The following is a 21964-nucleotide window of genomic DNA, read 5'->3' as shown; positions in this document are numbered from 1 at the left end:
GTGGAATCCCGTCGAATTATCGAAAAGGTTATTGTCGCGCTGTTTCTAGAGACTCAATTACTGAGCATCTTTTTTTTGAAGGGTTAAATTTGAGATGTCTTTAAAAAATAAATTTATCATTTTTCTGAAAAATAAATTTAGTCCAAGTTCTATTAACAGGATTAAGGATTATTGCAGTTATGTGTTACGTGCTTTGTGGTTCGCTATGTATCCATATGCACGCTTTGTGTGCACACCATTAAATCTGCTCAAGAACAAAAGAAAAGATGAAAGAAGATTAGAAATTGGTCCGGGGCCAAGGCGTATTCCTGGATTTGAGACAATCAATGTTGTCTGGGGGAGAGACGTTGACTATATCGGCGATGCTTCAAAAAAGTTGCCATTTGCATCTGGAACGTTCGATCTTATTTATGCTAGCCATGTTCTCGAGCATATTCCATGGTATCAATTGCCGTCTGTTATTAAGGAGTGGGTGCGTATCTTAAAGTCGGGTGGATCTATTGAAATATGGATTCCGAATGGACTTCTAATTGCGCAAACATTTGTCAACGCAGAGCTTGGGATTAAAAATGAAATTGATAACGATGGGTGGTTTAAGTTTAACGAAGGGCGTGATCCATGCGTCTGGGCAAATGGTCGTATATTTTCATATGGGGATGGTACTGGTCGAAAAAATGATCCCAATTGGCACATGGCTGTTTTCTCGCCACGCTACTTGCGATCATTACTCACGGACTCAGGTCTGATTAATATTGACGAACTGAACAGTTCTGAGGTGCGGGGATACGATCACGGTTGGATAAATCTTGGCATGAGGGGATATAAGCCGTGAACTATCGGTCTGTCGCAGATTTATCGCATACCATACGCGAAAACCTGTACAAATTACCTTGTGATATTGATTTGGTTGTTGGCGTGCCTCGAAGCGGGATGCTGGCTGCGAACATGATTGCGCTTTCTCGTAATCTCAAACTAACCGATCTTGCAGGCTATCTGTCAGATAGCCCTTTAAAAATATTCGGGCGTACCCGTGAATGCCTGTTCGCCGAAGTTTTAAAACCAAGTGATGCCAAACATGTTTTAATTGTTGATGATAGTATCTGGTCCGGTGGTTCGCTGGAGAGAGTTCAGGCTCTGATTGCAGAACTCGGAAGGCCGCACGATCTCACCTATTGCGTTGTATATTCGACAAAACAATCCACTCACAAACCAGATATTTTTTTTGAAGTTGTGGAATTGCCAAGATTGTTTGAGTGGAATGTGATGCATAGACAGTTTTTGGAAAAGTGTTGCCTTGACATTGACGGCGTGCTCTGTTTGGACCCAACCGATTCTGAGAACGACGACGGACCGGCCTATATTCAATTTATTCACAATGTTCCTCCATTGGTTGTTCCTAGTTATCGTGTTGGACACCTTGTTACGAGTAGGCTGGAGAAATACCGCCTCGATACTGAACAGTGGCTTAAAAAGCATGGCTTTGAATATGGGCAGCTACATATGTTAAATTTGCCAGATGCCAAAACTAGGCGCAGATTGGGTTGCCATGCATCTTTTAAAGCCGAGATTTTTCTTAACCTTAAAGAAACCGAACTCTTTATCGAGAGTGAAGTCAGCCAAGCTGTAGAAATTGCTAATATGGCCGGCAAGCCTGTTCTTTGCTTTAGCACACAAAAAGTATATTACCCTTGTGCTTCCTATGCTTTAGTCGAGAATAAGGTACATACATTCGCAAGAAGAGTTTGCAATAAACTCATAAGAATCGCAAAGCGAGTGTCTCGGTTATGACCGAAGATAAAATAACGACTCGGCATGGCGTCACTTGGGTTGGGGTTTCACAGGTTGGGAAGGTGTTGATGCAGCTTGTGAGTATATTCACCTTGGCGCGGATCTTGCCGACCGAAGACTTTGGATTAATGGCCTTGGCGGCAACTGTTACCGCATTTGCTGGACTGATGCGAGATATGGGTACCGGAGCAGCCATTATACAGAAGCAGGATTTAAGTTTCGATTTGATAAATGCTGTTTTCTTATTCAACGTGCTGCTCGGTATTATAACTACAGTAATTTTGATAGCGGTTTCATCGTTGGTGTCAATTTTTTTTAAAGAGCCACGCTTGATTGATATTTTATTTGTTTTAGCACCTGTTTTTACAATCACATCACTTGGCACGGTCCACCAATCACTGCTTGAACGTGATTCACTATTCAAACATATTGCTAAAATTGAACTGACTTCTGGATTATGTGGACTAATTTTTGCAATAGTTGTAGCATGGCAAGGCGGTGGAGTATATGCGCTGGTAGTTCAAAGTATCGTGACAGCATCTGTAAGTACCATATTTCTGTGGATTGTCTCAGATTGGCGGCCAGTTTTTAAATTTAAATTTATGGCTTTGAAAGAGATATTTGGATTCAGCTGTAATATATTCTTGTTTAATTTTGTGAACTATTTTCATCGAAACTCAGACTCAATGCTGATTGGAAAATTTTTAGGCGTGGTAGATTTGGGTTTTTATAATGTTGCCTACCGTATTTTGCTTTTTCCTGTGCAGAATATTACATTTGTTATCAATCGCGCCATGTTTCCTGCTTATAGTCGTAAACAGAACAGTCGCTCATTAATTGAAAAACATTATATGGAAACACTTGAAACTATAGCCTTCATTACTGCACCGCTGATGGCCTTAATTTGGGCACTACGTGAACCGCTTGTCAGTGTTTTTCTCGGTGATCGCTGGTTACCTGCTGCGGATGTAATTGCTTGGTTAGCGCCTGTTGGATTCTTTCAGTCAATGGTTAGCACAAGCGGTTCTGTTTTGAATTCAATAGGGCGATCAGACGTATTACGCAATCTCGGGTTGATTGGAGTGCCGTTTCTGACAGCATCTTTTGTTGTTGGTTTGCCGTGGGGCATAGAAGGAGTCGCGGCAGCTTATTGTATTGCAAGTTTTTTTTGGATTTATCCTGTTATTAAAACCGTTCTTAAGTTGCTATGTGGTTCGTTTTTGGAGTTTGTCTTTGTCATTTTTAAGCCAACATTTTTGTCTATTTTTGTAGCATTGTTTGTTTGTTATTTTATAAGAAATATAATGACGAAAAATGATTTACATTTAGCGCATCTCTTTGCTGGAATATTTATAGGACTAGTCTCGTATTTGATATTATCATTATTTTTTATGCGAAAAACAGTAATTAGAATTTTTTTTACATTTCAAAAAAATTGTAATGAAGTTTTTTCATCTGTGAATAAATATATTTGTAAAATTTTGGTAAACTTGATATAGAAATATTATATCGTCAATTGGCAAGTAGTGAATTTTCCAACATAGAATATATAAAAAAGTGAATATTAAAGAGTTTTTGTTATAATTTTGGCAAGCTACACCAGTCTCAAGTCAGGTGGCAAGGTTTAGTCGATTAAAAAAAACAGGTTCCTGAGAGTATTATAGATGTACACGCATGCGACGGAGGGTGCTGTGAAGATAGAAATACAGTTTCAACATAAGTATGTGCAAGATTCTCTAGCGTAGATGGCGATGGCATATTTAATAGGTAGTTACACGATGAATGCAATTATGGGTAATTTATGAAGGTGTTGCATATTGTTGCTGGAGAGTTGAGTGGCGGCGCTGCAAGAGGTGCATACTGGTTGCATTGTGGATTGCGAGAAATCGGTATTGAGTCAAAAATACTTACTAATAGCCGCACAACTTTGGGCGATAATGGTGTTGTTTCTGTAACAAAAAGCAAAAAAGATAAAGCTTTTAATTTTTTTCGTTCTCATTTTGACCACATGCTTGCCGCTTTTTATGCAAAAAGGGAAAAGTTTATATTTAGCAGTGGTATAATTGGATATGATTTTACCAAAAATAGAGAATATGAAGAGGCGGATATTGTGCATCTTCATTGGATTAATGCTGGTTTTATAGATATGCAGCATTTGAAAAAAGTGAATAAGCCTATGGTATGGACTATGCGAGATATGTGGCCGATGACAGGCGGGTGTCACTACGCAATGGGTTGTGAAAACTATAAGATAGGCTGTGGGAACTGTAAGCAACTAAGAAGTGAATCAGGCTTAGACCTTTCGCGCTTTATTCTGTGGAGGAAGAAAAAATTCTTGCCTAAGTCAATAAAAATAGTTGGCATTAGTAATTGGTTGACTGAACAGGCGAAAGCAAGTGATCTTTTTAAATCTTACGACATCAGAACTATTCACAATAACGTGAGCTCGAATGCTTTATATCCAATTGATAAAATAATAGCCAAAAGTATCTTAGGGATTAAAACAGATAAGAAAGTGATCTTGGCAGGAGCAACAGATTTGAATTCGTTTTACAAAGGGTTCAGTAAATATATTGAGGCGCTTAAGTATCTTGATAAAAATCAATATTACCTCTGTTTTTTTGGAAGAGTAGATAACTCTGTCGTTCAAAGTTTGGGTTTTGAATATACTAGCTTCGGTTTTATGTATGATAATGTGTCTTTGATGTTGATATACTCATCTGCTGATGTATTTGTGGCACCAAGTTTGATGGAAGCGTTTGGAAAAACATTGGCTGAGTCTATGGCATGCGGCACTCCAGTGGTCTGCTTTGATGCCACTGGGCCGAAAGATATAGTGACTCATAAGTTTGACGGCTACAAAGCAACACCATTTGATCCTAAAAGTTTAGCGAAAGGGATTGAATGGGTTTTGGATTCGCCTGATTATAAAAAACTCAGTGATAATGCGCGAAGCAAGGTTGTGACGGAGTTTGAGAATAAGGTGGTCGCTGGCAAGTACGCTGAACTTTATGAAGAGATCTTAACCCTGTAGCACTGTTATGCGTACAGATGACTTATCAGGTCGTTGATAAATGGCGATTGAGCGAAAGCGGCCTGTTCTTCTTTTTCGTTTTTTTTTAACAACTTATCCAGACAGGAGTTTCGAAAATTTCAGGCCAAAAACACTGATTATCCGTCAGAGAACCATCACCGTCCAAATCACAAGCGTCTTTGGGTCAAATCGGTCATCACTCCCCATCCAGTTTCCTGAAATTTCTGATCCAAAACAGAAAGTAGGGCGGCAAAAAAAAACCCCTTGAAAATTTTCAAGAGGTTCTGTTCATTTTTGCTTCTTCAGGGGGAATGAATAGATCTCAGGCTGGCCCCTTCTGGGGGCGCCAACTTTTTTGTTTGGCGGGGGTAAACAAGAAAGCCGCCCTTTCGGACGGCTTTCTAGCGGCATTCAAGAATCATTTGAAGCGTTTATAAGTGGTGGAGCTGATCAGGATCGAACTGACGACCTCTTGAATGCCATTCAAGCGCTCTCCCAGCTGAGCTACAGCCCCACGACGCGAAGCCGCCTTTTGATATAAACCACCTTGGCTGTCAACAGGAAAAATCGTCATACGCGCAAGTATGGCGAAACAGCCGGGTCCCTGATAAGGGGGCTTGTCTGACGCGCTCCTCCCGGCAAGCCTGCCGGGGGGCATGTGGCCGTGAATCCTTGCGGGGCGGCCCTTGCAGCCCGTTCATCGGGTGCTGAGCGAGAAAACAGCGGAGGAAACAATGAGATCATTTCTGAGCATAGGCGTTCTTTTCCTGACCTGCGTTTTGGGTGCGGGTTCGGCCCTGGGCGGGGTGCCTGATGCCGATTCGTGGGAGATCGACGGCGAGCATTCGACCGTGGGCTTTCGCATCCGGCATATCGTCGGGTTTGTGCCCGGCGTTTTCGCCAGGTTTTCGGGCGAGGTGGAATACGCTCCGGCCGCGCCGGAGAAGTCCCAGTTCTATATCCTGATCGACAGCGCCAGCGTGCACACCGGCGTCCCGGCCCGCGACGAGCATCTGCGCGGCCCCGACTTCCTGGACGTGGAGAAGTCGCCGCGCATCATCTTCGCTTCCAAGAGCGTCTCCAAGGGCGAGGGGAATGTCCTGTACGTGACCGGCGACCTGACCATCAAGGACGTGACGGCGGAAATACGCGTACCCGTGAAGGTGCTCGGCGTCGCCGTACACCCGTTTAAGGACAATTTTTCGGACACCAAGGTGCTTGGGTTGCACGCCCAGTTCTCCATCAACCGGCTGGACTTCCATGTCGGCGAAGCCAAGTGGACGCAGATGGGCGTCATGGGCGAGACCATAGACCTGACTATCGACATGGAGTTGCTGCAACGGTAGGACTGTCCAGCCGGACGATTCCGTTCGGCCGCCTTTTCCGCACTCCGAGGGAGCATGGACAGTCTTGAGATACATCTCGACCGGGTCGACGTGGACCTGGGCACCGCCCGCATCCTGCACGAACTGACCCTGCATGTCGCCGGACGGGAACACTTCGCCGTGGTCGGCGACAACGGGGCAGGCAAGACCACGCTCCTGCGTCTGCTGACTGGCGAACTCTGGCCGTCGCAGCGCAGCGGCGGCCGACGCGTCTACCGTCTCTTCGGCGAGGACTCGGACTCGCCCATCGCCGTCCGCCCCCATGTGCGCCTGGTCACGCCGGACATGGCCGACTGGTACCAGCGCCACGACCTGCGCGTGTCCATCTGGGAAGTCGTCTGCGCCGGGTTGCGCAATACCCCCTTTCTCTACCACGATGCCTCGGAGGCCGAGCAGGCGCAGGCCAGGTCCCTGGGCTTCGAGATGGGCCTTGGGCCTGTCCTCGACAGACCCATGCGGGCCGTGTCCACCGGACAGGCCAAGCGCGCCCTGCTGGCCCGGGCCCTCATCGCCGAACCGCGGCTCCTGGCCGTGGACGAACTGACCCAGGGCCTGGACCGCCAAGGCCAGCTGCGCCTGCTGGACGCCCTGAACCGCATCGCGGACACGGGGCGCACGCGCCTGCTCGTCAGCGGGCACGGTCTGCTGCCGGTGCCTGAGGCGGTGCGCGGGCGGATCTACATCGAGCACGGCCGATTGGTGGACAGGCCCTCGCGGGTGCGGCCGGGCGTCCTGGACCTGCCCGAGCGACAGGCCGGCGAGACGCGGCCGGAGAACATCGTCGAACTGCGCGCCTGTTCCGTGGTCATGGACGGCCGCGCGGCCGTGGACAACCTGACCTGGACCGTGCGTTCGGGCCAGTGCTGGGGCGTGCTTGGCCGCAACGGCAGCGGCAAGTCCACGCTGCTGCAGCTCGTCACGGGCTACCGACGCTCCTGGCCCGGCGGCGAGGCCTCGTGGTTCGGCCGGACCGGCCTCATCCGCATGGCCGAAATCCGCGGCCGCATCGGCATCCTCGCGCCGTGGCTGGGCGAACGCATGGAGCCCGGGGCCACCTGCCGGGACGTGCTCCTCTCGGGGCTGTGCGACGGCCTGGGCGTGCACCGCGGTCTCGGGCCGGCCCAGGTCGCCATGGCCGAGGACCTGGCCGGCGCCTGGGGCATGGAAGACTGGCTGGACCGTCCTCTGGCGTCCCTGTCCTTCGGGCAGGCCCGCCAGGTCATGCTGGCCAGGGCCGTGGTCCACGCGCCGGAACTGCTGGTCCTGGACGAACCTTTTTCCGGCCTCGACGCATCCTGGCAGTCCCGCATGGTCGAGCTGCTTTCCGACTGGGCCTCCCGGGGCAGGACTCTCATTCTTGCCACCCATTCTCCGGAATTCATGGACGACCTCCTGACTCATGGCCTCGTTCTCGACCAGGGCCGTTGCGCCGCGGCCATGGAGTGGCCGAAGCTCCGCGGGACCGACGCCTTTGCCGCGCTTTTCGGGCAGAGCGGGGAGGACCAACGCCGGGCATGAACATCGCCTGCGTCCATCTGGGGCTCAGCCGGGCCCTGTCCGAACTGGGGCATGCGGTGCTGGACCTGCGCCCGCCCGCAGGGGTGGTCCATATCGCCCCACTGCTGGGGGATTTCGTCCCCGACCTGTTCATTCAGCAAGAAACCCTCGGCCCTCGCACCCTCATCGCCGACCTGCCCTCCCTCGGTTGCCCCAAGATCTACTGGTCCATCGACACCCATCTGAACAGTTTCTGGCATCAGTATTACGCCCGGCTCTTCGATCTCTTCTGCTCGACCCAGAAGCACTGGCTGCCCTGGTTTGCGCGGCGCGGCGTGACCAGCGCCCTCTGGCTGCCCTGGCATGGCGAGGGGCGTCGGCGTGCGCCGTGGGAAGGGCGGCGGCCCGGCATGGCCTTCGTGGGGCGGCTCACGGCCGCTCGGCCGGTGCGTACGTGGTTCGTGGAGCTGCTGCAGGAGCTGGGCGAGGTGCGCGTGCGCCAGGATCTGGGCTTTGCTGCCATGCTCGACATGTACGACGAGAGCCGCCTGGTGCCCAACGAGTCCATTTTCGGCGAAGTGAATTTTCGCTTGTTCGAGGCGGCCTCATGCGGGTGCGCGGTCCTCAACCCGGCCATCCCGGGCCTGGAGGATCTGTTCGAACCCGGCGAGGAAGTGGCCGCGTACCGCGACGGCGCCGAACTCGCGGACTGGGCGGGGCGCCTGCAGGGCGATGACCTGCTGGCCAGGAGCATGGGGCTTCGCGCCTGGGAGCGAGTGCAGCATGAGCACCTCCCCGAGCACCGGGCCGCCTCGCTGCTGGACGCGGCCGTCGGGCTTGCGCGGTGCGCCGTGACCGGGCCGTCGGCGGATGTGGCCTGGTGGCTGACCGTGTCCCAGCTCCGGGAGGCCGGGCGCTTGGCGATGGGCGCGGGCGTCATGGCGGCGAGGCTGGGGGCGCTGCCCGTGACGGACGAGGTCCTGGCCGCCATGCTGCGGCTGAGTGCCGAGGCCGGGCGGGACGAATTCATGCGCGTGGCCCTGCCCGTGGCTGAGACTGGGCAGTACGCGGCCTTCCCGGAAGTCAATCTGGCGGGAAGCATGGGGGCGCTCAAGGCCGGCGATCCGGTCCTGGCGCGCCTCTTCTTCCTGCGTCACATCCGCCACGCCGCACCCGCGGCCCCGGACCCGGGGCACACGCCGCTTTCCATTTGCCTTGCCTGGGCCAGGGAGCTACAACGCATCGGGCGGTCCTTCCGGCCGGGATTCGTGTTCGACCCCGGCGCGCATCTGCCCCAGTCGGCCCTGGAATGTCTGGTTCTGGCCAGCACGTTCGCCCCCGGTGACCTGCACGTGTACGGGGAAATCGCCCGGATTCTGGCCAGCGAAAGCGGCTGGGACGGGCTGCGCATCAAGGCCCTTTCACACCTCTCCCTGCACGACCGCCGGGATTGGCGGCTCGGGCTCGAGCTGGGCCTGGCCGACTGCCGTGCCTTTCGCGTCAGGCAGGGGCTCGAGGAGATGCTCGTGGCGCACGGCGAGGCCATGCGTCAGGGGCAGGGCGAGAGATTCGGGCGCATCCTGGCCGCCCGCGACGCATCCGGACGGATCCGCGCCCTGCTGGCGGGCGATTTTTCGGCAACGAACCCACCTTCGTGACAAGGCGGATATGCTCGAGACACTGCGCATTCGCAACCTGGCCCTCATCGACGACGTGGAACTTGAGTTCTGCCCCGGCCTGAACGTGCTCACGGGCGAATCCGGCGCGGGCAAGTCCTTCATCCTGCGCGCCCTGGACTTCATCCTCGGCGAACGCATCTCGGCCGACCTGGTCCGGCCCGGCAGGGACAAGGCCTTGGTGGAGGCCGTGTTCCGCCTGGACGGCGATGAGCTCTTTCTGCGCCGCGAACTGGCCCGTACGGGCCGCAGCCGCCTGTTCATCAACGACGACCTGGGCTCCCAGGAGCGTCTGGCCGAGCTTCGGCCGCGCCTTCTCATGCACACCAGCCAGCACGGCCAGCAACGGCTGCTTTCGGCCGAGCACCATGTGGAGGTTCTCGACGCGTTCCTGGCCGACCCGAAGGTCCTGGCCGCGCAGCGGGCCGCCCGCGAGGCCCTGCAGGCCGTCCTGGCCCGCCGGGCCGAGGTGGAGCGGCGCATGGCCGGGCTCATGGAGCGGCGCGAGTTTCTGGAATTCCAGCTGGCCGAGATCCGCAAGGTGGACCCGCAGCCCGGCGAAGAGGAAGAGCTGCTGCAGCGCCGCGAGGATGCGCGGCGCGCCGAGCGGACCCGCACCCTGGCCGGCGAGGCCCAGGGCCTTCTCCTGGGCGAGAACGGGCTGCAGGACATGCTTTCGTCCCTGGAGCGGGCCCTGGCCGGCCTCGGGGAGGACGACGAGGGGCTGCGCGAACACGCCCGGGAAGTGGGGCGCTTTCGCGACGGACTGGCCGACATGCTGCGCGACCTGCGCTCCTCGGGTTCGTCGCGTGGCGAGGACTACGACGCCGAGCAGGTCGAGAAGCGCCTGTGGGAGCTGCAGCAGTTGCAGCGCAAGCTGAAGCGCTCCCTCGACTCCATCGTGGCCCTGGGGGCCGAGATCGAGGAGAACCTGTCCTTTCTGGACGAGAGCGGGCTCGAACTGAAGCGCCTGGACAAGGAAGAGGCCCGGACCGCCTCGGTCCTGCGCGACGCCACGGAGGCGCTCAACGCCGCCCGCGAAGCCGCGGCCGTGGACCTGACCCGGGATCTCGAAAGCGAGCTGAAGAACCTGGGTTTTTCCGAGCACCTGCGCGTCCTGGTGGAGTTCCGCGCCCAGACGGTCCACCCCGGCATCGACGAGTTGCGGCCCCGCTTCCTGTGGGTGCCCAACCCCGGTCTGGACGCGCAGCCCCTGGACCGCATCGCCTCGGGCGGCGAGCTTTCGCGCTTCCTGCTGGCCGTGGTCAGCCTGCGCTCCCGGGAAGGCTTGCCGGCCCTGCTCTTCGACGAGGTCGACTCAGGTATCGGCGGCCGGACGCTCATCAAGGTCGCCGAGCGCATCCGCCTCCTGGCCACGCGCCAGCAGGTCATCCTCATCACCCACTGGCCCCAGCTGGCCCGGCTGGCCGACGAACATTTCGCCATCCGCAAGGAAGTGCACGACGGCGCGACCTACACGCTCTGCACGAGCCTCACCCCGGCCGAGCGCCAGACGGAACTGGCCCGCATGGCCGGGGAAACCACGAAAACCGACAACGCATAGGACACATGTCCGGGAACACCATATGATCGACAGCCAGACGCCATGCCGGGATTTGGAGGTCCTCTCCTGCCGGCCCGGCAGCGACCCGAGCCTGGTCAACCTCATCCTCTCCGCGCCGGGCTGGACCTGCCGGCCGGGCCGGTTCGTCATGCTCCGGCCTGCGCAGTGGGGCGCGGAACTCATCTGGCCGCGGCCTTTCTCGGTCTGCGACGTGTCCGAAGACGGCCTGCGCATCCTGTTCCAGACCGTGGGCCGCGGCACGCGCCGGCTGGCCGAGCTTACGCCGGGCCAGAAGGTCACGGTCTGGGGGCCGCTGGGAAGATGGTTCCGCATCGACGAGTCGCGGCCCAACCTGATCCTGGCCGGGGGCGTGGGCATCGCGCCCTTCGTCATGCTCGCCCGCCGGGAGCGCAGGGATAACCTGTCCATGCTCTTCGGCCATCGCCTGGACCTGCAGCACTACCCCTACGACGAGATCGCCGCGAGCATCCCGAGCGAGGCCATCCAGCAGAAGACGCCGGCCGACATCGCGGCCTTCGAGACCGTGCTGTCCGAGCGCATCAGGGCGCTGGCCGGCAAGGGCCAGGTCCTGGCCTGCGGGCCGGAGCCCATGCTCAAGGTTGTGCGCAAGTACTGCCTGGAACACGGCACCGACGGCCAGGTGTCCCTGGAGAACCGCATGGCCTGCGGGGTGGGGGCGTGTCTGGGCTGCGTGGCCAAGACGACTCAGGGAGACTATGTACAAAGCTGCGTGCACGGACCGGTTTTCGACGTGCGCGACATCGAGTTGGGGGCATAGCATGGATCAGACCGTAAAACTCGGGTCCCTGACCCTCGCAAATCCCGTCATCACCGCTTCGGGCACCTTCGGTTACGGCCTTGAGTTCATGCGCTTCGGCAACCTGTCGAAACTCGGGGGGCTGTGCCTCAAGGGCATCTCCCTGGCCCCGCGGACCGGCAACCCCATGCCGCGCATCGCCGAGACGCCCTGCGGCATGCTCAACGCCATCGGCCTGCAGAACGTGGGCGTGGAGAAGTTCCTGACCGAGAAGCTGCCTTTCATTCCGGCCGACGCGACCCTCATCGCCAACCTCTACGCCCAGACCCCCGAGGACTTCGGCGAACTGGCGGCCATCTTTGCGCATGAAGACAAGATCGCGGCCCTGGAGGTCAACATCTCCTGTCCCAACGTGCGCGAGGGCGGGGTGCAGTTCGGCCAGGACCCGCACATGGCGGCCGAAGTGGTCGCGGCCGTCAAGAAACGCTCGGGCTCCAAGCCCGTCATCGTGAAACTGAGCCCCAACGTGACCGACGTGCGCGTCATCGCCCGGGCGGCCGTGGACGCGGGCGCGGACATGCTGTCCCTCATCAACACCCTCTCCGGCATGGCCGTGGACATCCGCACGCGCAAAAGCCGCCTGGCCAACGTGGTCGGCGGCTTGTCGGGCCCGGCCATCAAGCCCGTGGCCCTGCGCATGGTGCATCAGGTCGTGCAGGCCGTGAACGTGCCGGTCATCGGCATGGGCGGCATCGTCAGCGCCGCGGATGTGCTGGAGTTCATCCTGGTCGGCGCCCACGCCGTGCAGGTCGGGACCTACAACTTCATGCGCCCGGACAACGCCTTCCGCCTGGTGGACGAGGTGGCGGCCCTGGCCGAGTCCCTGGGGATCGGGTCCTGGGACGAATACCGCGGGACGCTCAAGGTTTAGTCAGAGGTGCGGGCATAGGGGGGGGGCAGGGAGAGGCATGGATTCCCGCCTTCGCGGGAATGACTTCCTGCACGCACGCAAGCTGTTGCTGAGTTCGACTGATGGAAGACCGCTGTTCAGTCGCATAGCGTCCGCGTCATCCCCGCGAAGGCGGGGATCCATGCCTTTCGGAATTTCCATCGCAGCACACGGAGGTAGGATGATCAAGAGATTCTGCGACATCTGCGGGAAGGAGATCATGGGTCTCAAGGACGGGATCTACGAGGAGCGCTATACCCTGGTCATCGAAGACCAGTCCAATCTGACGCGGCTCGGCGGGCAGTTGGGCAAGATGAACCCGGTCATCGAGATGAAGCTGCAGAACTGCAACAACACCGACATCTGCCGCGAATGCCTGGAGAAGATCCTGGTCAAGGAGTTTCACCGCCGGGTCCAGAACACGTAGCCGCGATTCAGCCTTTCTTCAGCACCGCGCCGTAGAAGAATTCCTCCAGCCCTTCGGCCGGGTCGCTCTGGGCCTGCCGCAGCAGGCGCAGGCCCGGGTGGGCGCGGACAAACCTTTCGATTCGTCCCTCGTTCTCCTCGGGATTGAGGGTGCAGGTCACGTAGGCCAGACACCCGCCCGGCGGCAGCAGTTCCGCCGCCGCCCGCAGCATCTCGTCCTGCAGAACGGCCAGTCCGGCGCAGTCCGCCGGGGTTCGCTTCCATTTGATGTCGGGACGCCGCGAGAGGACGCCCAGGCCCGAGCAGGGTGCGTCGAGAAACACGGTGCGCGGGCCTTGCCGCAATGGATACGGACCCTGCGCTCCAGCCCTGAACGCCGGCACGGGCATCCCCAGCCGCGCCGATTCCCCTTTGAGCTGGCGCAGCCGGAAGACGTTGACGTCCGAGGCCCAGACCGTCTTGCCCAGTTCCGCCATGAGAAAAGTCTTGCCCCCCCGTCCGCAGCAGGCGTCCAGCACGGGGCTCGGCCAGTGCTCCGCGCCCAGGGTGTCCATGATCTTTTGGGCGGCCAGGCTCTGCCTGGTGGCGGCGCCTGCGGCCACGGCCTCGTCCAGGAAGTCCGGCCACTGCTTCAGGGCGAAGCCCCAATCCGTGCGCGTCTCGGCCAGGGGCGCGAGGTCCTGCCGCAGCCTTTCGCCTTGGGGGTGCAGTCTGTTGATCCGCACGCCCAGGGGCGGGGCCTGCAGGGACGCCTCAAGATACGCCCGTGCCTTGTCCTTGCCGTAGGCCTTGAGCCAGAGTTCGGCCAGCCAGAGCGGGCAGGAGCACCATGCCGACAGGAATTTGGCCTGGCCGGCCGTCTTGCCCTCGTAATAGTCCGGCAGATGCACGGCGCGGCCCAGGCGGACCAAGTTGCGCAGCACGCCGTTGGCCACCTTGCTCAAGGGTTCCCCCAGGCGCTCGCGCACGAGGCTCACGGCCCAGTCCAGGGTGGCGTATTCGGGGATGCGGCTCAGATACAGGAGCTCGTAGGCGGCCACGCCGAGGATGCGCTTCAGGACTGGCGAGGTCTGGTGCGGGTTTTTGAGGAGCTGGGCGAGAATGAAATCGATGCGGCCGCGCAGCCGCAGGTAGCCGTAGGCCAGTTCCGTGGCCAGGCCCTTGTCCGGCCCCGGCGCGACGCCGGCCAGCACGTCGTCCACGGCGGCCTGCAGGTCCTGGTGGTGGTCCATGGTGCGGCGCAGGATGTCCATGGCCAGCCGCCGGGCCTGGGGCGTGCTCATGCCGAGAACTCCTTGATGGCCCATTCGACCTGCTCCAGGGCCACGTCCGTGTCGAGGCACGGGCCGAAGGGCCGGGAGTTCAGGATGCCGTAGACGGGCACGGGGTGGGTGTCCTGGATGCCGCTGGCCAGATCGCGCTCGCAGGCCACGGCGATGATGATCTTGGGGCGGTGCTGGACCACGATGCGCCGCGCGATGGTCCCGCCCGTGGCCACGGCCAGCTTGACGCCGTATTTGTCCCGCAGGGCCAAAAGGCCCGCCAGGGCGCACTCGCCGCAGCGTTTGCAGTTGTCGATGTCGTAGGTCAGCCGGTACTTGCAGCGGCTGTTCTGGATGCAGTGCGGCATGAGCAGCAGGATCCTGTCGGCGGGGTAGCGGTGGCCTTCGCCCCGGACCAGCTCGTTGTTGACCTTGATGAACGAGGCCCGGACCGTCTGCTTGGGGATGCCCACCAGCCGGCCCAGCAGGGTCATGAGGGGCAGGAAGAGCTTGACCGTGACGCCGCGCAGGCGCTTGGCGAAAAGCACCGGCCGGCCCAGGAGGATGTTCAGCACAAGGGCCAGGGCGGCCCAGCCGATGGCCAGGATGAGGGCCGCGGTGACGAAGCCCAGGATCCACGGGGCCAGGGGATGGATGCTGGTCAGCCCGACGAAGGGGATGACCCACAGCAGGGCGATGAAAACGCAGAGAAAGACGGACGAGCCGGTGATGAGCCCGATGAAAACGCGCTTGCGGGTCTGGAAGGAGTCGCGGATCTCCTGTTCCAGGGGGCTTCTGAGGGGTTTTCCGCTCCTGGGTTTGGGCATGGCTCCTAGTCGCCCGGGCAGGCCAGGTCGGGTTTGAGCAGGTGTTCGCCGGAGCAGCGGCTCAGGTATCCGCAGTAGAATTCGCGTCCGCCCAGGGGCTTGCTCCCGGCCGGCTTGATGGTCGGCACCGCGTAGAGCCGGTCGGCGCAGGCGATGAGCACGCTGTCGCCGGCCACGCCGTGGATTTCGCCGGGCCGGACGCCCTCGGGCAGAGGCTCGCCGATGACGCCGGGGTGCACGGTCAGGCGCAGGGTCTTGCCGGGCATGCCGTCCCAGTCGAACCAGGAACCGGGCCAGGGATAAAGGCCGCGGATGCGGTTGTGCACGGTCAGGACAGGCTGATTCCAGTCGATGCGCCCTTCCTCCTTGGAGAGCTTGGACGCGTAGGTGGCCTTGGCGTGGTCCTGGGGGATGCGCACCAGACGGCCCGTGCCGGTTTTTTCCAGGGCTTCCACCAGGAGCCGGCCGCCCATGTCGGCCAGTTCGTCGTGCAGGCTCTGGGCCGTGTCGTTGATGCCGATGGCCCGGCTGCGCTGCAGCAGGATGTCGCCCGTGTCCAGGCCGGCCTCCATCTGCATGATGGTGATGCCGGTGACGTGGCGCCCGTCGACGATGGCCCTGTGGATGGGCGCGGCGCCGCGGTATTCGGGCAAGAGCGACGCGTGCACGTTGATGGCCCCCAGGCGCGGGATGTCGAGCACCGACTGGGGCAGGATGAGGCCGTAGGCGGCCACGAGAAGGAGGTCCGGGGCCAGGGCCGCCAGCTGGTCCACGTCGGCCTGGCTCTTGAAGTTCAGGGGCTGGAACACGGGCAGGTGGTGCTCCATGGCCAGGAGCTTGACGGGCGGGGGCGTGCAGACCTGGCCGCGGCCGCAGGGGCGGTCGGGCTGGCAGTACACGCCGACGACGTCGCAGCCGCCCCAGTCGAGAAGGTGCCGCAGGGACGCCGCCGCGAAGTCCGGCGTGCCCATGAAGACGACTCTCAGTCTTTTTCTATCTTCTCTTTCAGCCATTTTTTGAGCTTTCTCTCATACAGGGTGCGCTTCAATTTACTGATCTTGTCGATGAACAGGATCCCGTTCAGGTGGTCCACCTCGTGCTGCAGGCAGATGGCCATGAGGTCGTCGGCGTCCATCTCCACGGGGTTGCCGTCCAGGTCCGTGGCCGAAAGGTGCAGCCGTTCGGCGCGGGTCACGGTGGTGCGGTAGCCGACCACGGACAGGCAGCCTTCCTCGGAGTCCACCTCGCCCTCGAGGTGCGAGAGGACCGGGTTGACGAAGACGTGCGGATCCTCCCGCTTGTCCGGGCCGCTCAGGTCCACGGTGATGAGGCGGACGCTCTCGCCCACCTGGGGCGCGGCCAGTCCGATGCCCTTGTCCGCGTACATGGTCTCGATCATGTCGGCGGCCAGGGTGCGGATTTCGTCGGTGATCTCCGTCACCGGCGCGGCCTTTGCGGCCAGCACCGGGTCAGGATATGTACGTACTTTTCTCAGCATATGTCTACTCTTTGGGCTTTTCCCGCAGGCGCAGGCCCAAATCGCGCAGTTGCACGTTCTCCACCGCCGACGGGGCCTCGGTCATGAGACAGGTGGCCTTCTGGGTCTTGGGGAAGGCGATGACGTCGCGGATGGACTTGGCTCCGGTCAGGAGCATGATCAATCGGTCCAGGCCGAAGGCGATGCCTCCGTGGGGCGGGGCGCCGAAGACCAGGGCGTCCAGCAGGAACCCGAACTTGGCCCGCGCCTCCTCCTCGCCGATCCCCAGGGCGCTGAACATCTGCTGCTGGGTCTCGGGGTTGTGGATGCGGATGGAGCCGCCGCCGACTTCGGTGCCGTTCAGCACCAGGTCGTAGGCCCGGGCCACGGCCGCGGCCGGATCGGAGGCCAGGGCGTCCATGTCCTTGGGCGCGGTGAAGGGGTGGTGCATGGCCACCCAGCGCTTGGCCTCGGGGTCCCACTCCAGGAGCGGGAAGTCCGTGACCCACAGGGGCGCGAATTCGCCTTCGGGGATGAGGCCGAAGCGTTCGCCGAGTTTGAGCCGCAGGTTGCCAAGGGCGCTGTTGACCATCTCGGGCGCGCCGGCCTGGAAGAAGACGATGTCGCCGGCCTTGAGGCTTAGGGCCTCGGTCAGGCCGGCGCGTTCGGCGTCGCTCAGGAACTTGGCGATGGGGGACTGCCAGCCGTCCTCCTTGATCTTGATCCAGGCCAGGCCCTGGGCGCCGTAGATTTTGACGAATTCGGTGTAGTCGTCGATTTCCTTGCGCGACAGTTCCGCGCCGCCGGGCACGGGCAGGGCCTTGACCAGGGCGGCCGCGGCGAAGAGCTTGAAGTCGGAGCCGCGCACGATGTCGGTCACGTCGGAAAGCTTGAGGTCGAAGCGGACGTCGGGCTTGTCCACGCCGTACTCGGCCATGGCCTGGGCGTAGGTCATGCGCGGCAGGGGCAGGGCTATCTCGCGGCCCAGGGCCTCGCGCATGACGCGGGCCATCATGCCCTCGGCCATCTCCATGACCTGCTCCTCGTCGACAAACGACATCTCGATGTCGATCTGGGTGAACTCGGGCTGGCGGTCGGCGCGCAGGTCCTCGTCGCGGAAGCACTTGACGATCTGGTAGTAGCGGTCCAGGCCGCCGCACATGAGCAGCTGCTTGAAGAGCTGGGGCGACTGCGGCAGGGCGTAGAACTGGCCCTGGTTGACGCGGCTGGGGACCAGGAAGTCGCGGGCGCCCTCGGGCGTGGACTTGGTCAGCACGGGCGTCTCGATCTCCAGGAAGCCCAGTTCATCGAGGTACCGGCGCACGCTTTGGGACACGCGGTTCCGCAAAATCAGGTTGTCGGCCATGGCCTTGCGGCGCAGGTCCAGGAAGCGGTACTTGAGGCGCAGGTTCTCGGACACGTCCACCCGGTCCTCGATGGGGAAGGGCGGGGTCTTGGCCGTGTTCAGGAGCTTGAACTCCGTGACGTAGACCTCGATGGCGCCCGTGGCCAACTTGGGGTTGATCATATCGCCCGGCCGGGGGCGGACCACGCCCTTGATGGCCAGCACGAACTCCGTGCGCAGCACGTGGGCCCGTTCGTGGGCCTCGGGGGCGACCTCGGGCGAGAACACGACCTGGGTCAGACCGTGACGGTCGCGCAGGTCGATGAAGATGAGGCCGCCGTGGTCGCGGCGGTACTGCACCCAGCCCATGAGGCAGACTTCCTGGCCAAGAGCTTCCGTGCCCAGGGCCGCGCAGTTGTGGGATCTGCGCCAGCCGTTCAGGCTGTCCATGCCGCGTTCCGTGTTCCGTTCATCCATTATATGTTCCTCGCTTGGGTACCATAAGCTGCAAATTCGGGGTGTAAAGGCCTGGCAGGCCGCCGTTTTGAACGGCCTGCGCATTTCGAGTTTTCAGCGGCCGGCCTAAGGCTTGCGGAAGCCCAGGGCCTGCTCCAGGTCGTCCTGTCCGATGGTCTTCTGTACGCCCGTGGCCATGTCCTTGACCACGATCTGGCCCTTGTCCATCTCGTCCTGGCCCAGGATCAGGCAGGTCTTGACGCCGAGCTTGTTGGCCTGGCGCATCTGGGCCTTGATGCTTCTGGCCTCGAAGGACACCTCGCCGGCGAAGCCCCGTTCGCGCAGACGCTGGGCCAGGAGCAGGGCGGTGTTCAGGGCGCGGGAATCCAGCACGGCCAGGTAGAAGTCCGGGGCCGGGGTCTGGGCCTCGCCGTACAAGAGGGCCAGGCGCTCCATGCCGCAGGCGAAGCCGATGCCCGGCAGGTCCGGGCCGCCGAGCTGCTTGATGAGGCCGTCGTAGCGGCCGCCGCCGGCCACGGCGCTCTGGGAGCCGATCTCGCCGGAGACGACCTCGAAGGTCGTGCGCTGATAATAGTCCAGGCCGCGCACCAGGCGGTCGTTCAGATGGTAGGGGAGCTTCGCGCTGTCCAGGATTTCGCGGACCTGGGCGAAATGCTCGGCGCAGCCCGGGCACAGGGAGTCCGCGATGCTCGGCGCTCCGGCGACCAGCTCCTTGCAGGTCGGGACCTTGCAGTCCAGCACGCGCAGGGGGTTGGTCTCGGCGCGGCGGCGGCAGTCCTCGCACAGGGCGGACTGGTCCACTCCAGCCAGGAAGTCGCGTAGGCGCTGGTGGAAGACCGGGCGGCACTCGGGGCAGCCCAGGGAGTTGAGCTCCAGGGCCAGGTTCTTGAGGCCCAGCTTGGTCAGAAAGGTCCAGAGCATAAGCACGACCTCGGCGTCGGCCTGGGGCGCGTCGGTGCCGAGCACCTCGACGTCGAGCTGATGGAACTGGCGCAGCCGGCCCTTCTGGGGGCGCTCGTAGCGGAACATGGGGCCGCAGGCGAAGAGCTTGGTCGACCCTTCGGACGCGTACATGCCGGACTCGATGAAGGCGCGCAGCACCCCGGCCGTGGCCTCGGGGCGCATGGTCAGGGACCGGCCCTTGCGGTCGGCGAAGGTGTACATCTCCTTCTGCACCACGTCGGTTTCCTCGCCGATGGAGCGGGCGAAGAGTTCGGTCTTCTCCAGGATGGGCACGCGCACTTCCTGGCAGCCGTACGTGGCGAAAACCTCGCGGGCCAGGTTCTCCATGTGCGTGTGGACGGCGCTCTCCGGGCTGAAGAGGTCAGAAAAGCCTTTAATTTTCTGAATTTTAGACATAGAAATATATGTGTCCTTGGCGAATTTGGGATGGAAGAGCGCGCCGCTTTCCCGGAAATGGCCGGCAGTGTTCAAGGCGGGTGCGACGCTGCGAAACAGCACTGGTTAGTTTATGAACGATCGATTGTCAAAGACGGAGGAGCGATGTTCAAGGCCGTATCTGTGGTGGGGTTCAAGAAAACGGGCAAAACAAGTCTTGTCCTCGAACTCGCCCGGGAGTTGACCGCGCGGGGGCGCAAGGTCGCCGCCGTGAAGTTCACGCATCACGGATTGGATCTGGACGGGACCGATACGGCCAGGTTCGCGCAGGAATGCGTCAGCGTGGCGGGCATCGGGCCGAAAACAACGACGCTGCTCTGGAATTCCGCCCGGCAACTGCAGGACATCTTTCCGCTGCTGGGATCCGATATCGTACTGGTCGAGGGCGGCAAGTCCCTGACCTGGCTGCCCCGGTTCGTGACCCTGGGCGCGGCCGAGGACGAGTCCGGCCTGGGTCAGGGCCTGGCCCTGGCCACCTGGGGATCCGGCTCCCTGCCCGGCGTGCCGCAGGCTTCGTCCGTGGCCGAGCTGGCCACCCTGGCCGAGAGCCGCGCCTTCACCCTGCCCGGCCTCGACTGCGGGGCCTGCGGCCGCGACTCCTGCCATGAACTGGCCCGGGAGATCGTGGCCGGCACGGCCGAGCCCCGGGCCTGCGAAGCCATGAACGCCAAACTCGTGGTGCGGGTGGGGGGGCAGCGCCTGGCTTTGAACCCCTTCGTAGACCGGCTCGTGACGAACACCATTCGCGGGCTCCTGACGGAACTCAAGGGCAACGTGCCGGGGCAGAGGGTGGAGATCGTCCTGGAATAGACGCTTCCGTCCAGGTTCGGGAAAGGGCGCTGACGCGGCTTCCGGGGCGCGCTTTCCCGCGTTTTGGCCTATTGACTCGGAACCCGCGGTCCGCAAAGATGGCCCGATATTTTCGGAGGACGCGTCAAGCTTGCGGCCCTCCGGAAACGCAACCCGGAAAACGGTCGGCAGCCCCGGGGCGATGCCGGCACCAGGGATGACCATGCAGGTACGCATCAAATGTTTCGCAACCTTGAGTGACCACACCCCCGAAGGCGGGGTTCTGACGCTTTCCGCCGGCGGCACCGTGGAGAACGCGCTGACGGCTCTCGGGCTTGCCCCGGACGATGTGAAGCTGGTGTTCGTGAACAGCAAGCATGCGGAAATGGACGCGGTTCTGGCCGACGGCGACCAGTTGGGCATCTTTCCTGCGGTGGGCGGAGGATGAGTTCCTCCTTTTCCCGGGAACTGGTGCGGATCTGCGGGTACGACGGGCAGCGCAAGGTCCGCACGGTAACTTTGTCCGAGCTGAAATCTCTGTGCGCCCGCGAAGGCCTGCCCCTGCGCGAGGGCGCCCTGCGTTGCGTGGCGCACGGGGTGGCGCCCGTGCCCCTGCTCAAATGTCTGCACGGCGTTGAGCCGCAGGGTCAGGCGCGGCTTCTGGAGTCCTCGGTGCTGCTCGTGGGTGCCGGTGGCCTCGGGGGCTACGTGCTCGAACTTCTGGCGCGCTTCGGCGTGGGGCGCATCGACGTGGCCGACGGCGACGTGTTCGAGGAGTCGAACCTCAACCGCCAGCTTCTCGCGTCCGTGGACGACCTGGGCCGCAACAAGGCGCGCGTGGGCGCCGAGCGGGCCGCGCGCATCGCGCCGCTGGTCGAGGTGCGGGCGTTGGAGATGTTTGTGGACCGCGACAATCTGCCTCAGGCCCTGCAAGGGGTGGACGTGGTGGTGGACGCTCTGGGCGGCATAGCCCCGCGCATGGCCCTGCACGACGCGGCCCTGGAGCGCGGCATTCCGGTGGTGGCCGGGGCCGTGGCCGGCTGGACCGCGGTGGTCGGCAGCGAGACGGCCGAAAAGCGCGGCATCTCGCTCATGTGGGGCGACGCGGCGGCCCCCGACGCCGAGCACGCCCTGGGCAGCCTGGCCCCGGCGGTTTCGCTGGCGGCGGCGCTCATGGCCGCCGAGACGTCACGCTATCTGCTGCACGGCGAACTGGCCCTGGCCGGGCGCATGCTGCACGCGGACCTGAACTCCTTTTCCTTTGAAATCTACGATGTTGAATAAGCGACGGG

General features: G+C 60.7%; 20 protein-coding genes and 1 tRNA gene. 14 read left to right on the top strand and 7 right to left on the bottom strand.

Going from position 1 to position 21964, the window contains the following annotated elements:
* Positions 1-94: 94 nt before the first annotated feature.
* From ACYQ3G_RS18075 to ACYQ3G_RS18060, 4 genes are all read left to right on the top strand, one after another.
* Entirely contained in the window at positions 95-832 is a 738-nt protein-coding gene (locus ACYQ3G_RS18075) for a class I SAM-dependent methyltransferase (RefSeq protein ID WP_459821173.1), read from the top strand.
* Positions 829-1788: a phosphoribosyltransferase family protein gene (locus ACYQ3G_RS18070; protein WP_459821171.1), complete on the top strand. Its 960-nt coding sequence runs from the start codon at positions 829-831 to the stop codon at positions 1786-1788. Before ACYQ3G_RS18075 ends, ACYQ3G_RS18070 begins: the two co-directional genes overlap by 4 nt.
* Positions 1785-3287, top strand: coding sequence for a lipopolysaccharide biosynthesis protein (locus ACYQ3G_RS18065; RefSeq protein WP_459821169.1), 1503 nt, complete (start codon positions 1785-1787; stop codon positions 3285-3287). The genes ACYQ3G_RS18070 and ACYQ3G_RS18065 overlap by 4 nt, the downstream gene beginning before the upstream one ends.
* 302 nt (positions 3288-3589) lie before the next feature.
* Positions 3590-4822, top strand: a complete 1233-nt coding sequence (locus ACYQ3G_RS18060; protein ID WP_459824223.1) for a glycosyltransferase family 4 protein — start codon at positions 3590-3592, stop codon at positions 4820-4822.
* Between the two features lie 438 nt (positions 4823-5260).
* On the opposite strand, the gene ACYQ3G_RS18055 is transcribed toward ACYQ3G_RS18060, so the two are convergent.
* Positions 5261-5336 (bottom strand) — tRNA-Ala (locus ACYQ3G_RS18055).
* A gap of 220 nt (positions 5337-5556) precedes the next feature.
* Between ACYQ3G_RS18055 and ACYQ3G_RS18050 the strand changes: the two genes are divergently transcribed.
* From ACYQ3G_RS18050 to ACYQ3G_RS18020, 7 genes are all read left to right on the top strand, one after another.
* The gene (locus tag ACYQ3G_RS18050; RefSeq protein ID WP_459828295.1) at positions 5557-6168 is read left to right on the top strand and encodes a YceI family protein; all 612 of its coding nucleotides are present in this window, start codon (positions 5557-5559) and stop codon (positions 6166-6168) included.
* Between the two features lie 54 nt (positions 6169-6222).
* Positions 6223-7725 carry an ATP-binding cassette domain-containing protein gene (locus tag ACYQ3G_RS18045; protein ID WP_459828292.1) on the top strand — a complete coding sequence of 501 codons (1503 nt, stop codon included), beginning with the start codon at positions 6223-6225 and terminating at the stop codon, positions 7723-7725.
* Entirely contained in the window at positions 7722-9362 is a 1641-nt protein-coding gene (locus ACYQ3G_RS18040) for a glycosyltransferase family protein (RefSeq protein ID WP_459828289.1), read from the top strand. The genes ACYQ3G_RS18045 and ACYQ3G_RS18040 overlap by 4 nt, the downstream gene beginning before the upstream one ends.
* Before the next feature lie 10 nt (positions 9363-9372).
* Positions 9373-10944 carry a DNA repair protein RecN gene (locus ACYQ3G_RS18035; protein WP_459828286.1) on the top strand — a complete coding sequence of 524 codons (1572 nt, stop codon included), beginning with the start codon at positions 9373-9375 and terminating at the stop codon, positions 10942-10944.
* A gap of 22 nt (positions 10945-10966) precedes the next feature.
* On the top strand, positions 10967-11743 hold the full coding sequence (locus ACYQ3G_RS18030) for an iron-sulfur cluster-binding protein (RefSeq protein ID WP_459828283.1): 777 nt from the start codon (positions 10967-10969) through the stop codon (positions 11741-11743).
* Between the two features lies 1 nt (position 11744).
* The gene (locus ACYQ3G_RS18025) at positions 11745-12653 is read left to right on the top strand and encodes a dihydroorotate dehydrogenase (RefSeq protein WP_459828280.1); all 909 of its coding nucleotides are present in this window, start codon (positions 11745-11747) and stop codon (positions 12651-12653) included.
* Positions 12654-12852: 199 nt separating this feature from the next.
* On the top strand, positions 12853-13098 hold the full coding sequence (locus tag ACYQ3G_RS18020; protein WP_459828277.1) for a hypothetical protein: 246 nt from the start codon (positions 12853-12855) through the stop codon (positions 13096-13098).
* A gap of 7 nt (positions 13099-13105) precedes the next feature.
* Here the strand turns inward: ACYQ3G_RS18020 and ACYQ3G_RS18015 are convergent, their stop codons facing one another.
* The 6 genes from ACYQ3G_RS18015 to hisS form a co-directional block, all read right to left on the bottom strand.
* Positions 13106-14380, bottom strand: coding sequence for a transcription antitermination factor NusB (locus ACYQ3G_RS18015; RefSeq protein WP_459828275.1), 1275 nt, complete (start codon positions 14378-14380; stop codon positions 13106-13108).
* The gene (locus ACYQ3G_RS18010; RefSeq protein WP_028577848.1) at positions 14377-15186 is read right to left on the bottom strand and encodes a DUF116 domain-containing protein; all 810 of its coding nucleotides are present in this window, start codon (positions 15184-15186) and stop codon (positions 14377-14379) included. Before ACYQ3G_RS18010 ends, ACYQ3G_RS18015 begins: the two co-directional genes overlap by 4 nt.
* 5 nt (positions 15187-15191) lie before the next feature.
* The gene (gene fmt / locus ACYQ3G_RS18005; RefSeq protein WP_459828271.1) at positions 15192-16199 is read right to left on the bottom strand and encodes a methionyl-tRNA formyltransferase; all 1008 of its coding nucleotides are present in this window, start codon (positions 16197-16199) and stop codon (positions 15192-15194) included.
* Positions 16169-16684, bottom strand: coding sequence for a peptide deformylase (gene def, locus ACYQ3G_RS18000; protein ID WP_459828268.1), 516 nt, complete (start codon positions 16682-16684; stop codon positions 16169-16171). The genes fmt and def overlap by 31 nt, the downstream gene beginning before the upstream one ends.
* A gap of 4 nt (positions 16685-16688) precedes the next feature.
* Positions 16689-18485 carry an aspartate--tRNA ligase gene (gene aspS / locus ACYQ3G_RS17995; protein ID WP_459828265.1) on the bottom strand — a complete coding sequence of 599 codons (1797 nt, stop codon included), beginning with the start codon at positions 18483-18485 and terminating at the stop codon, positions 16689-16691.
* Positions 18486-18590: 105 nt separating this feature from the next.
* A complete protein-coding gene (gene hisS, locus ACYQ3G_RS17990) occupies positions 18591-19844 on the bottom strand; it encodes a histidine--tRNA ligase (RefSeq protein WP_459828262.1) in 1254 nt (417 codons plus the stop codon).
* Between the two features lie 144 nt (positions 19845-19988).
* On the opposite strand from hisS, the gene ACYQ3G_RS17985 reads away from it, so the two are divergent.
* The 3 genes from ACYQ3G_RS17985 to ACYQ3G_RS17975 all read left to right on the top strand — a co-directional run bounded on the left by ACYQ3G_RS17985 (position 19989) and on the right by ACYQ3G_RS17975 (position 21956).
* Positions 19989-20693 (top strand): molybdopterin-guanine dinucleotide biosynthesis protein MobB, encoded by a 705-nt coding sequence (locus ACYQ3G_RS17985; protein WP_459828259.1) that lies wholly within the window; start codon positions 19989-19991, stop codon positions 20691-20693.
* Positions 20694-20895: 202 nt separating this feature from the next.
* The gene (locus ACYQ3G_RS17980; protein ID WP_028577843.1) at positions 20896-21120 is read left to right on the top strand and encodes a MoaD/ThiS family protein; all 225 of its coding nucleotides are present in this window, start codon (positions 20896-20898) and stop codon (positions 21118-21120) included.
* Complete coding sequence (locus ACYQ3G_RS17975) at positions 21117-21956, top strand: HesA/MoeB/ThiF family protein (RefSeq protein ID WP_459828255.1); 840 nt, start codon at positions 21117-21119, stop codon at positions 21954-21956. The genes ACYQ3G_RS17980 and ACYQ3G_RS17975 overlap by 4 nt, the downstream gene beginning before the upstream one ends.
* Positions 21957-21964: the final 8 nt, after the last annotated feature.

Source organism: Desulfomicrobium salsuginis (assembly GCF_054657795.1).
This window is presented reverse-complemented; position numbering and strand designations above follow the sequence as displayed.

Excerpts from the sequence above, each read along its gene's own strand:
- ACYQ3G_RS18040 (WP_459828289.1), top strand. The coding sequence starts at position 7,722 with ATGAACATCGCCTGCGTCCATCTGGGGCTCAGCCGGGCCCTGTCCGAA.
- ACYQ3G_RS18050 (WP_459828295.1), top strand. The coding sequence starts at position 5,557 with ATGAGATCATTTCTGAGCATAGGCGTTCTTTTCCTGACCTGCGTTTTG.
- ACYQ3G_RS18045 (WP_459828292.1), top strand. The coding sequence starts at position 6,223 with ATGGACAGTCTTGAGATACATCTCGACCGGGTCGACGTGGACCTGGGC.
- ACYQ3G_RS18030 (WP_459828283.1), top strand. The coding sequence starts at position 10,967 with ATGATCGACAGCCAGACGCCATGCCGGGATTTGGAGGTCCTCTCCTGC.
- ACYQ3G_RS17980 (WP_028577843.1), top strand. The coding sequence starts at position 20,896 with ATGCAGGTACGCATCAAATGTTTCGCAACCTTGAGTGACCACACCCCC.
- ACYQ3G_RS18075 (WP_459821173.1), top strand. The coding sequence starts at position 95 with ATGTCTTTAAAAAATAAATTTATCATTTTTCTGAAAAATAAATTTAGT.
- hisS (WP_459828262.1), bottom strand. The coding sequence starts at position 19,844 with ATGTCTAAAATTCAGAAAATTAAAGGCTTTTCTGACCTCTTCAGCCCG.
- ACYQ3G_RS18010 (WP_028577848.1), bottom strand. The coding sequence starts at position 15,186 with ATGCCCAAACCCAGGAGCGGAAAACCCCTCAGAAGCCCCCTGGAACAG.
- ACYQ3G_RS18025 (WP_459828280.1), top strand. The coding sequence starts at position 11,745 with ATGGATCAGACCGTAAAACTCGGGTCCCTGACCCTCGCAAATCCCGTC.
- def (WP_459828268.1), bottom strand. The coding sequence starts at position 16,684 with ATGCTGAGAAAAGTACGTACATATCCTGACCCGGTGCTGGCCGCAAAG.
- aspS (WP_459828265.1), bottom strand. The coding sequence starts at position 18,485 with ATGGATGAACGGAACACGGAACGCGGCATGGACAGCCTGAACGGCTGG.
- ACYQ3G_RS18015 (WP_459828275.1), bottom strand. The coding sequence starts at position 14,380 with ATGAGCACGCCCCAGGCCCGGCGGCTGGCCATGGACATCCTGCGCCGC.
- ACYQ3G_RS18020 (WP_459828277.1), top strand. The coding sequence starts at position 12,853 with ATGATCAAGAGATTCTGCGACATCTGCGGGAAGGAGATCATGGGTCTC.
- ACYQ3G_RS18060 (WP_459824223.1), top strand. The coding sequence starts at position 3,590 with ATGAAGGTGTTGCATATTGTTGCTGGAGAGTTGAGTGGCGGCGCTGCA.
- ACYQ3G_RS17975 (WP_459828255.1), top strand. The coding sequence starts at position 21,117 with ATGAGTTCCTCCTTTTCCCGGGAACTGGTGCGGATCTGCGGGTACGAC.
- ACYQ3G_RS18065 (WP_459821169.1), top strand. The coding sequence starts at position 1,785 with ATGACCGAAGATAAAATAACGACTCGGCATGGCGTCACTTGGGTTGGG.
- ACYQ3G_RS18035 (WP_459828286.1), top strand. The coding sequence starts at position 9,373 with ATGCTCGAGACACTGCGCATTCGCAACCTGGCCCTCATCGACGACGTG.
- ACYQ3G_RS17985 (WP_459828259.1), top strand. The coding sequence starts at position 19,989 with ATGTTCAAGGCCGTATCTGTGGTGGGGTTCAAGAAAACGGGCAAAACA.
- fmt (WP_459828271.1), bottom strand. The coding sequence starts at position 16,199 with ATGGCTGAAAGAGAAGATAGAAAAAGACTGAGAGTCGTCTTCATGGGC.